The 9,687-nt window shown below is 54.9% G+C and carries 10 protein-coding genes; 2 read left to right on the forward strand and 8 right to left on the reverse strand.

Going from position 1 to position 9,687, the window contains the following annotated elements; all coding sequences use genetic code 11:
* Window positions 1-128: 128 nt before the first annotated feature.
* On the reverse strand, window positions 129-956 hold the full coding sequence (locus C8029_RS20745; protein ID WP_009569898.1) for a DUF6473 family protein: 828 nt from the start codon (window positions 954-956) through the stop codon (window positions 129-131).
* A gap of 187 nt (window positions 957-1,143) precedes the next feature.
* On the opposite strand from C8029_RS20745, the gene C8029_RS20750 reads away from it, so the two are divergent.
* On the forward strand, window positions 1,144-2,019 hold the full coding sequence (locus tag C8029_RS20750) for a 3-hydroxybutyryl-CoA dehydrogenase (protein ID WP_152003643.1): 876 nt from the start codon (window positions 1,144-1,146) through the stop codon (window positions 2,017-2,019).
* Window positions 2,020-2,085: 66 nt separating this feature from the next.
* Here C8029_RS20750 and C8029_RS20755 read toward each other — a convergent pair whose 3' ends face one another.
* The 7 genes from C8029_RS20755 to C8029_RS20785 form a co-directional block, all read right to left on the reverse strand.
* The gene (locus C8029_RS20755) at window positions 2,086-2,991 is read right to left on the reverse strand and encodes a lysophospholipid acyltransferase family protein (RefSeq protein ID WP_152003644.1); all 906 of its coding nucleotides are present in this window, start codon (window positions 2,989-2,991) and stop codon (window positions 2,086-2,088) included.
* On the reverse strand, window positions 2,992-3,267 hold the full coding sequence (locus C8029_RS20760) for an HPr family phosphocarrier protein (protein WP_009569901.1): 276 nt from the start codon (window positions 3,265-3,267) through the stop codon (window positions 2,992-2,994).
* Between the two features lie 30 nt (window positions 3,268-3,297).
* A complete protein-coding gene (locus C8029_RS20765) occupies window positions 3,298-3,687 on the reverse strand; it encodes a PTS sugar transporter subunit IIA (protein WP_009569902.1) in 390 nt (129 codons plus the stop codon).
* 14 nt (window positions 3,688-3,701) lie between these two features.
* Window positions 3,702-4,583: an RNase adapter RapZ gene (gene rapZ, locus C8029_RS20770; protein ID WP_414632336.1), complete on the reverse strand. Its 882-nt coding sequence runs from the start codon at window positions 4,581-4,583 to the stop codon at window positions 3,702-3,704.
* Window positions 4,584-4,603: 20 nt separating this feature from the next.
* Window positions 4,604-4,996 (reverse strand): HPr kinase/phosphorylase, encoded by a 393-nt coding sequence (locus C8029_RS20775; RefSeq protein WP_303704807.1) that lies wholly within the window; start codon window positions 4,994-4,996, stop codon window positions 4,604-4,606.
* A 101-nt stretch (window positions 4,997-5,097) separates the two neighbouring features.
* Window positions 5,098-6,828 (reverse strand): sensor histidine kinase, encoded by a 1,731-nt coding sequence (locus C8029_RS20780; RefSeq protein ID WP_009569905.1) that lies wholly within the window; start codon window positions 6,826-6,828, stop codon window positions 5,098-5,100.
* On the reverse strand, window positions 6,828-7,529 hold the full coding sequence (locus C8029_RS20785) for a response regulator transcription factor (RefSeq protein WP_009569906.1): 702 nt from the start codon (window positions 7,527-7,529) through the stop codon (window positions 6,828-6,830). The genes C8029_RS20780 and C8029_RS20785 overlap by 1 nt, the downstream gene beginning before the upstream one ends.
* Window positions 7,530-7,907: 378 nt before the next feature.
* Here C8029_RS20785 and C8029_RS20790 point away from each other — a divergent pair, with 378 nt between their 5' ends.
* Window positions 7,908-9,506: a phosphoenolpyruvate carboxykinase gene (locus tag C8029_RS20790; RefSeq protein WP_009569907.1), complete on the forward strand. Its 1,599-nt coding sequence runs from the start codon at window positions 7,908-7,910 to the stop codon at window positions 9,504-9,506.
* Window positions 9,507-9,687 lie beyond the last annotated feature (181 nt).

Consider the following 9,687-nt stretch of genomic DNA (forward strand, 5'->3'; position numbering starts at 1 on the left):
GGCCTCGTCGCCGATTTGTTCACAGCCGTGCCCGAATTGACCGGGAAACTCTGAGCTCACGCTCTCAAGGACAAAAGGCCCGCCAACCGGTGGGCCTTTTTATGGGTATCAAACGCATTTTCGATGCTTCAAAGATAACGCGCAATCGCTTCCTGAACGGCAGTCGCGGCTTTGGAATGGGCAACCGGGCCCAGCATTTCGCGGGCAGCGGGAGCATCAAGGTCGGAATAGGCCATCAAGTCGTAGCCCTGCTCAACCTCTGCACGGGTCGCCACCACCTCAACAATATCTTTGACCAGAGGACGAATATCCTCAAGCATATCTCGATTAACGAAAAGCGGATCGCCACTGATTTTGGCGCAGGCCTCCTCATCATCGGGAGAATGATCCGACAGCCACAACAGCACCAAATCGCCCCGAAGTTTCTGCGCCATCGTCCGCATCCGCGCCAACCACGCGTCGCGCAACTCCTGTCGCACCATATCAAACTTCTGCTCAGACACCGCTTCCAGAGTCTGAAGCAGATGGCGGGTAAAGTTGAAATCGGTGAAATCAATTTCGCGATAGATCGTTTTCAACAGGGTCGAGGCGCGCAAAAAACGATCATTGCGGCGTGCATGAACCGCATAGAATCGGTTCGACATATTTTGTGCGCCCGCGATTTGAACCACTGTGGCTTTCGCATGATGGCACAGGTCCAGAACCGTCTCATCATTCAGGAACACATCGACGCCAGCGTTAACGCAGCCCAGATTGACAGTTTCGACCCCAAGCCCGGATTCAACAAGATCCGGGAAGGGAAACTCAACATATTTGCCATAGGTTTCGGTTCCGCCTAGGAAGGCAACATAGGCCTCCTCAAGGTCCTTTGGCGGGCCGCGGAACAGAAGTTTCGATTTGCCATAGCGGCACGGATAGTAATTGAGGGAGCCTTCGCCCCTATTTTGGTAAGCCATGTGTCCACCCACTGGTTTGTTATTTCACCCACAGAGCAGAGTCGCAGATACAAGTTGCGAAATCGCTAAACCGCCAATTCAACGCAAATTTTATGGGAAGGCGCCGTCACCTTGCCCCTTGAACCAGCGCGCTGCGCATGCGTAAACTTTGGCACACAGACTGGCGACACATCCTAAAGGTAACAAAATGGACATCCAAAACATAGGCATCGTCGGTGCGGGACAAATGGGCAATGGCATCGCACATGTGTTCTCGCTGGCGGGCTATGACGTGTTGCTCAACGACATTTCTCAGGACGCGCTGGATCAGGCGATTGTCACCATCTCGCACAATCTTGAGAGGCAAGTGTCACGCGGCAAAATTGAGCAATCTGAAATGGATGCTGCGCTGTCTCGAATCTCTACGACGCTCAAACTTGAAGAGCTTGGGGTCAGTGACTTGGTGATTGAAGCGGCGACTGAGCGCGAAGATGTGAAGAATGCAATTTTCGAACGGCTTTTGCCCCATCTCAAACCCGAAACCATTCTGACCTCGAATACCTCTTCCATTTCGATCACCCGCTTGGCCTCACGCACGGATCGACCGGAAAAATTCATGGGCTTCCATTTCATGAATCCGGTGCCTGTGATGAAACTGGTCGAACTGATCCGCGGCATCGCGACGGATGAGCCCACCTATCATGCGCTATTGAAAGTGGTCGAATCGCTTGGGAAAACCGCCGCCAGTGCCGAAGATTTTCCCGCGTTTATCGTCAATCGCATCCTGATGCCGATGATCAACGAGGCGGTTTATACGCTCTATGAAGGCGTTGGATCGGTCAAATCCATTGATGAGTCGATGAAACTCGGGGCAAACCATCCGATGGGGCCCTTGGAATTGGCTGACTTTATCGGACTGGACACCTGCCTCGCGATCATGAACGTGCTGCATGATGGTCTGGCCGATACGAAATACCGCCCCTGCCCGCTTTTGACAAAATATGTCGAAGCCGGATGGCTGGGCCGCAAAACCCAGCGCGGGTTTTATGATTATCGTGGAGAGACGCCGGTTCCGACCCGATAAACATCACATAACGACATAGAAAAGGGGCCGCGATGGCCCCTTCTTCATATGTGTTCCGGGTTTGGTTCAGTCCGTGCGACCGCCAAGCGCAAGAGTATGTGTGCGCATCCACGCCATGAATTCGCGGGTCTTTTTCTGCCAATCGTTCAAATCATCCGGGCTCAATGGATCGCCGATAATGGGCGATTGCGGTTTGTTGAGTGCATGGACGATTTCATGCAGCAAAAGCCCCTGACGGATGGTCGCAGAAATTTTATCGGCAATTTGATACAACCGCGTGTTCCGCCCAGGAAAATAGATTGGCAACACCGTCGCCCCCGATTTCAACACCATCTTGGCGGTGAACGGGTTCCATTCTTTTTCCTTCACCGGGCCAAACCATGTTTCAGACGACGCCACGGCCCCCGCCGGAAACAGGATGATCACTCCGCCCGCCTTCAATGTATCCATCGCCTCATTGCGCATGAGGATGGATTTACGGTGACTGTCCTCTTCATGCGGAAACGGCACCGGCAACATGAACGGATCAATCTCGCGAATGCCGGTCAAAAGTGAGCGCGTCAGGATTTTGTAATCCGTACGTACCTTGCCGATCAACTCCGCCATCACCAAACCATCGACCAAACCATGCGGATGATTTGCCACCACCACAAGCGGACCCGTGGCGGGTATTTTGGCTATCTGCTCCTCGGGGGTGGTGACGTCAATTCCCATCACCTCAAGGGCTTGACTAAAGAATGGCTGCCCCATGGGTGTGCCCATACGTTCGAACCGACGGATGCGACGCAACAAGGGCAGCTTGCCGGTGATCCATTCAATGGAGCGGATGACCACCACCTTTGAGGGATCCGAATAGGTTCCCGCATATGACAGACGCCGACCGTCATACTTGATGAAATCCGCGTCGCCGGGCTTTGGCACATGGGGCTCGGTCACCTGGGTCTCGGTCGCTTGGTCTTGCGGGTGAGCCACTTACATATCCTCGCCAAATCGGTCCTTGATCAGGGCCTCCAACGCATCTGCCAAGGCATCAGCATCGGGTCCCCTCGTTGACACGTCAATAGTGGTTCCTTTGGAGGCTGCCAACATCAAAAGCCCCATGATACTATCACCCGAGGTGCTCATCCCGTCTTTGAACACCTCTGCACTGGCGTCAAATTCTTCTACCGTCTCGACAAATTTCGCCGAAGCACGCGCATGAAGACCCTTCACATTGATGATCTCGTGCGTTCTCGTCGTCGATGTCATGCCGTTTTCCTGTCGTTTTTCTTATCGTTATCAGCCAAGCACGTCGAAACTGTCGATGTACTTTCGGCCCGCCTCTAAGGCATTTTTAACCGCTTCGCTGACCGTTTTGTGACGCGATTTTGCCAGCTTGATCAACATGGGCAGGTTCGCGCCGTAAATGATTTTACGATTGTCATGATGGCACGCCATCAACGACAGGTTGGACGGACTGCCGCCAAACATATCTGTTACGACCACCACACCATCTCCGGTGTCGACATCATCAGCCGCGCCGCAGATTTCCTTTTGCTTGGCCGATCGGTCATGATCCGGCTCAATGGAAATTGCCTCAACGCCCGTTTGCTTGCCCACCACATGTTCGACGGCTGCAAGGTATTCCTTGGCCAATCCACCATGCGCGACAATGACGATTCCGATCACGCGAGATTCCCCGATCACAGGCCGCTATGGCGGCGTTCCAATTCCCGATGCCTAATTGACACCTGCCAATCATGTTCTGCAAGGGCTTTGGATAGAATTTCAGCAAGCGTCACCGATCTGTGCTGTCCTCCGGTACAGCCAAACGCGATGGAGAGGTGTTTTTTGCCCTCTTCGCGGTAGGCCGGCAACAAAAGTAAGGTCAATTCCAACACTTTCTCGAAAAATGCCGCAAATCGCGGGTCTCGCTGCACATAGTCTTGGATCTTTGCGTCCATGCCATTCAGCGCGCGCAGCTCTGGCTCCCAATAAGGATTGGCCAAAAAGCGCACATCAAACACCATATCGACGCCCCGCGGCATCCCGCGCTTGTAGGAAAAACTCTGCACCGTCAGGGCCATATCGGCCTGATGCCCCTCCGCGAACCAGCGTTCAATCTCGTCGCGCAACTGATGCGGCGTCATCTCAGACGTATCAATCAGAATATCCGCCCGCGCGCGGATCGGGGCCAAAAGATCAATTTCGCGCGCCACGCCGTCCTGCACTGTTTCTGCCGGGGCAAGCGGGTGACGACGACGAGTCTCGGAATAACGCCGGATCAGCACCTCAGGCGAACTGTCGAGATAAAGCACCTCAGCGTCATGATCCGGGTTGCGGGTCAATTCGTCGATCACCTCGATGAGCGCATTCACCGAAAAGTCGCGATTACGCACATCCAAGCCAAGCGCCAAGGGCCGCGTCAGCCCATGCGTTTGCAACAGCCGGGGCAGGATCGACATCGGCAGGTTGTCAATGACCTCATAGCCAAGGTCCTCAAGCGCATTGATCGCGGTTGAGCGCCCAGCCCCCGAAGGCCCCGTGATCAAGACCACGCGGCGTTGGGATTTCGACTGTGACAAAGGGCTGTCGTCAGAACTCGTCACGCGCATCGGCCTCCTTTGAGCCATTGGACCAAAGCCGGGGCAAAGTGGCGGCCTTCGACCTTGAAAAGCAGGGGAATCGGGACCCCGATTAAGACCCGTTCTCGTGGTAGGGGCAAGCGCTCCATTTCGACCTGTGACAGATCGGCAATGCCACAAATGCGCGCGGCGGGAATCGTCTGAGCCGCAAGCAAGCCCACCCCTCGTGCTTCGATCATCCCACGGATCGGCGCCGGGGACGTCGCGATCAGGCCCCCGTCCGATTTGGTCAAGATGGTGCGATCGTCAGACACAAGAGTGGCGCCATAAGCCATGATCTCTAGGGCCAATGTGGACTTGCCACTGCCAGAAGGGCCCAGGATCAACAGGCCTCTGGTGTCCCCATAAGCCACGCAACTGGCATGCAGGTTCAGGGGCGCGACCTCTGAGGCGGCGCAAAAAAGGCCGGTGCTGTCCTGCGCCGGCCTTTGATCTTTGTCTGTCTGGTGGCCGCTCACACCGGCAAGCCCACAACAAAGCGGGCACCCAGCGGATCGGATGTGATATCAGCATCGGTTGGGCGAATGTTTTCGGCCCAGATCACACCGCCATGAGCCTCGACGATCTGTTTTGAAATGGCAAGACCAAGCCCGGAGTTGTTGCCAAACTGACCTGCGGGGCGCTCTGAGTAAAAGCGTTTGAACACTTTGGACAGCGCCTGATCGGGAATGCCGGGACCGGTGTCTTCGACCACAATCAAAACGCGGCTGTCACGTTTACGCACCCAAACACGGATCGCATCGCCATCTTCACAGAATGACACAGCGTTGGTGATCAGATTGACAAAGACCTGTGCCAAACGCGCCTCAAGACCGGAAATGACAATCGGTTTGTCGGGCATATCGGCGATGAATTCGATGCCTTTGTCCTGCGCCTCTTGCGACAGGTACTCAATCAAATTGGTAAGCATTTTAATGAGGTTGAATTCCTCTTCTTCCTCTTTCACCAACTCACTGTCGAGGCGGGACGCATTGGAAATATCAGAGACAAGACGGTCCAGACGGCGCACATCATGTTCGATCACATCGAGCAATTTGATCCGATGCTCTTCTTTCTTGATCATCCGCAGTGACCCAACGGCAGAGCGCAGACTGGCCAGCGGGTTCTTGATTTCATGCGCCACGTCAGCCGCGAATTGTTCGTTGGCATCAATCCGGTCATAAAGCGCCGACACCATCCCGCGCAGAGCAGACGACAGACGCCCGATCTCATCAGGGCGACCGGAGAGATCGGGGATGCGTACACGACCCGGAGCCACTTTGCGACTGTTTTTGTCGCGTCCGATTTCAGCGGCAGCGGCCAGATCGGCCAAAGGATTGGCGATGGTCGAGGCCAAAACAAGGCTCAGGCCGATGGACACAAGGATCGCGATGACAAAAACTTGAAGGATTTGTTCGCGCTCAACCCGGACAAGTTCATCAATTTCGCCTTCGCCCGAGGCAAGCCCAACCACGCCCAGCGTACGCGTCTGCCCCTCCAGGTCGATGGTGATCGGCGCGGCGACAACAAAGAGGGCCGAGCCATTTGCATCATTGCCGGTTTTAACGTGGATTTCATTTTGCAAAGCGCCAGACACAAGCGGCGAGACATGCGCGGCGGCATCCTTGGGATCGCCGGTCTCTTTGGATTTTGTGAGAGTGATCATCGACCACACCCCGGTCAAAAAATCCGAAATCATTGTCGAACGCCCATCCCGGCGCAACCCGGCCACATTGGCGGGGCGCACACGCGGCATCCCTTCGGTAGAGGCAATCAGAGCCCCTTCGGCGTCGTAGATAAAGACATTTTCGCGCAGCGGGATTTCAAGCACATTCAGTACGGATTGTGCATCAGAGGTTCCGTCGGTCGCATCCAACACACCATCAACACCTGCCGTCACTTCCAACATGTCAGCGATCAGGACCGCCTCTGTCACCATGGCCATTTCACGTTGGGTCACAAGACTGTCGCGAAACGGATTGAGATAGAGAATACCCGCCACCATCAAAATGATGGCCACGAGGTTGAAGGTTATGATCTTTTGCGCCAGAGGAGAGCGATTGATCGCGATAAAGCGGCGGCGCTCCCGTTTGGCGCGCAAATCCGCATCCGAAATGCGCGGCGCAATCCAGTCATCCCCGAGAACGACGTCTGCGTCATCAGACGGGCGCTTTCCCGAGAGGTCCATGCGCGAAGAAAGGGCCATTATTCCTCGTTGTACCTATAACCGATACCGTAAAGCGTTTCGATGGCGGAAAATTCATTGTCAACGGTACGCATTTTCTTACGCAGGCGTTTGATGTGGCTGTCAATGGTGCGGTCATCGACGTAGACCTGATCATCATAGGCCACATCCATCAACTGATCGCGCGATTTCACAAAACCGGGACGTTGAGCAAGCGCTTGCAACAACAAGAATTCCGTCACCGTCAGCGTGACATCGCGGCCTTTCCAAGACACGGAATGGCGCAGCGGATCCATTTCCAATTCACCGCGCACAATCACCTTGGTCTCCTCGGCGTCACCGACTTCACCGCCTTCAATCACTTCCTGACGACGCAAAAGCGCGCGGATGCGTTCAACCAAAAGGCGCTGGGAAAACGGTTTTTTGACGTAATCGTCCGCGCCCATGCGAAGGCCCAGCACCTCGTCAATCTCATCATCTTTCGAGGTGAGGAAAATCACCGGCATATTGGTTTTTTGCCGCACACGCTGCAACAGGTCCATCCCATCCATACGCGGCATCTTGATGTCAAAAACAGCCATATCGGGGAGACGTTTGTTGAACGCGTCCAAGGCCGATTGCCCGTCATTATATGTTTCCACCTCAAACCCTTCTGCCTCAAGGGTCATGGAGACGGAAGTGAGGATATTCCGGTCGTCGTCAACCAATGCGATGCGGGACATGTTCCGTTTCCTTCAACTGCTCAACTGGTTCATTTTTTTTAGCATAATCCGCGTTTCGCCAGGCCAAATCAAGCGAAACCGCGAATCACATGCATCAGCTATGACAATCCAAAACGAAAAGATTCAAGGAATGGCTAATTTGTCTCACCTTCTTGCGACAACGCCTTAAGTCTGGCCGTTTCACATTCTGCACTTCGGCTTGTTTACGCTAACTCCAACATGGTTGCGCTAACTCTTGATCTGGGTCCTGTTTACGGACGCGACGAGCATGCTATAGCACGGTCGTCGGACGAGAGGGACTGTCCGGCCGCGAATGGCCCTTTCGCGAGAATTTATGTTTCAGAGACGCCGTCAAGGACACGGCAGGGAGTTTGCACTATGACAACCGGACGCGTGAACCCGGCTTTCACACTTGACGACCAAGGCATCACAGGGCTTGGCCATGTCTATTACAACCTTCTTGAGCCTGCGCTCATCGAAGAAGCCCTGAAACGCGAAGAAGGTACGCTTGGCAAAGGCGGGACGTTCCTTGTGACCACAGGCAAACACACTGGCCGGTCCCCAAAAGACAAATTCGTTGTGCGCACCCCCTCCGTGGAAGACACGATCTGGTGGGAAAACAACCAGCCGATGGACCCGGCCAAATTTGATGTTCTTTACGCCGATATGCTTGAGCATATGAAAGGCAAAGATTTTTTCGTTGAAGACCTTTATGGCGGTGCCGACGCGGCCCACCGTCTTGACGTGCGCATGGTCACCGAGTTGGCATGGCACGGTTTGTTTATCCGCACCATGTTGCGCCGTCCTGAGTTGAAAGAACTCGACGATTTCACCGCAGATTTCACCATCATCAACTGCCCGAGCTTCAAAGCCGACCCAGAGCGTCACGGCTGTCGTTCGGAAACCGTTGTCGCCCTGAACTTTGACAAAAAGATCATCCTGATCGGCAACACCGAATATGCGGGCGAGAACAAAAAAGGCGTGTTCACGCTTTTGAACTACATTTTGCCGGGCAAAGGCGTGATGGCGATGCATTGCTCCGCCAACCACGCGCCGAACAATCCGGTCGACACCGCGATCTTCTTTGGTCTGTCTGGCACCGGCAAAACCACGCTTTCCGCCGATCCGTCGCGCGTCCTTATTGGCGATGACGAACATGGCTGGTCCGAGCGCGGCACCTTTAACTTTGAAGGCGGGTGTTACGCGAAAACGATCAATCTCTCGGCCGAAGCCGAGCCGGAGATCTACGCGACCACGACCAAATTCGGCACCGTCATCGAAAACATGGTCTATGACGCGCACACCAAAGAGCTTGATTTCGAAGACAACAGCCTGACCGACAACATGCGCTGTGCTTACCCGTTGGAATATATCTCCAACGCATCGCCGACCTCGCTCGGTGGTCATCCGAAAAACATCATCATGCTGACCTGTGACGCCTATGGCATCTTGCCGCCAATCGCGCGCCTCACCCCGGCACAGGCGATGTATCACTTCCTCTCCGGCTTCACCTCGAAGACACCGGGCACCGAAGTGGGCGTGACCGAACCGCTCCCGACCTTCTCCACCTGTTTCGGCGCACCGTTCATGCCGCGTCGCCCGGAAGCCTATGGCAACCTGTTGCGCGAAAAAATCGCGAAACATGGCGCGACCTGTTGGTTGGTCAACACCGGCTGGACCGGCGGCGCCTTTGGCACTGGCTCGCGTATGCCAATCAAAGCCACGCGCAACCTGTTGCACTCCGCGCTGGAAGGCACGTTGGCCGAGGTCGAATTCCGCAAGGACGAGAACTTTGGCTTTGAGGTTCCGGTCTCTGTTCCGGGTGTGCCGGACGTTCTTTTGGACCCGCGCCGCACCTGGGCCGACAAAGACGCCTTTGATGCACAGGCTGAGAAACTGGTCAAAATGTTCTCCGCGAACTTTGAACAGTACCTACCCTACATTGACGAAGATGTGAAAGCGGCCGCCATCGGCTAAGCCCCTTCTCTTTATCTTTGAGCACAGCGCGCCCCAAGCCTTATGGTTTGGGGCGTTTTCTTTTCGTTGTTGTCACTCGGGTTTTACGCGGAGCTGAGACAAGGGATCATGCGCCTTTTATCCCATCTTACCCTGTGTGTGGCCACCTTACTCGCTCTGCCCTGTTGGGCCGATGATCAGG

The organism is Roseobacter sp. TSBP12 (assembly GCF_009129705.1).
GTDB classification, from domain to species: domain Bacteria; phylum Pseudomonadota; class Alphaproteobacteria; order Rhodobacterales; family Rhodobacteraceae; genus Celeribacter; species Celeribacter baekdonensis_A.

Bases quoted from the DNA above. Each gene is read 5' to 3' on its own strand.
- C8029_RS20745 (WP_009569898.1), bottom strand. From the start codon at position 956: ATGGCTTACCAAAATAGGGGCGAAGGCTCCCTCAATTACTATCCGTGC.
- C8029_RS20760 (WP_009569901.1), bottom strand. From the start codon at position 3,267: ATGACATCGACGACGAGAACGCACGAGATCATCAATGTGAAGGGTCTT.
- C8029_RS20785 (WP_009569906.1), bottom strand. From the start codon at position 7,529: ATGTCCCGCATCGCATTGGTTGACGACGACCGGAATATCCTCACTTCC.
- C8029_RS20750 (WP_152003643.1), top strand. From the start codon at position 1,144: ATGGACATCCAAAACATAGGCATCGTCGGTGCGGGACAAATGGGCAAT.
- C8029_RS20790 (WP_009569907.1), top strand. From the start codon at position 7,908: ATGACAACCGGACGCGTGAACCCGGCTTTCACACTTGACGACCAAGGC.
- C8029_RS20780 (WP_009569905.1), bottom strand. From the start codon at position 6,828: ATGGCCCTTTCTTCGCGCATGGACCTCTCGGGAAAGCGCCCGTCTGAT.